General features: G+C 55.1%; 1 pseudogene. It reads left to right on the top strand.

The window, feature by feature from the left end:
- Positions 1-266: 266 nt before the first annotated feature.
- A pseudogene (locus NKJ20_RS34080) lies at positions 267-599 on the top strand (1,3-1,4-beta-glycanase); the annotation flags it as partial.

Genomic DNA, 599 nt, shown 5'->3' with positions numbered 1-599 from the left:
CACCGCGTCATGCACCTGACAACAAGCTTGCGTCGTGCGCAACGGCCATACGTCTAAGATTGCGACCGGCCGAAGGAGAGCGGCAGGCGCCGGGTGCCACGCCTTGGGCCCTTGAAGGGGTGAGGCGGCCCCCGCGGCAAGTGGCTCCGCTGAATATTAAGCTTTTGGTAACCCTCCAAACTCGAAGGCTAAATGGTAATGGCTCCTTTTGCTCTCAATAGGTGTTAGGCCCGATATCGAGGCGAGCAAGAGGAGAAAGGACCAAAATGGCCAACGTACTGAACGCCAAGGGTGTTCCACTCCCCTACAGCGGATCCTCCGTAAAGTGGTATTCGGCGACGAATTCCGGCCCGACACTTTATGGCAGCATCTACAACGACTCAATGTACGCCGACGGTAGCGTCACCGTGACGATGTACGGCGGCAAGGGCGATGACATCTATTATCTGTATTCCTCCAAAAACAAAGCGGTCGAGCTGCCCAACGAGGGTGTCGACACCATATCGACTTGGATGAGCTACAAACTCCCAGCGAATTTCGAAAACCTGACGGTCACCGGCGACAAACACTATGCTTTCGGAAACGAGCTAAACAACATC

The organism is Mesorhizobium sp. M0185 (genome assembly GCF_040322175.1).
Classification (GTDB): Bacteria; Pseudomonadota; Alphaproteobacteria; order Rhizobiales; family Rhizobiaceae; genus Mesorhizobium.
This window is presented reverse-complemented; position numbering and strand designations above follow the sequence as displayed.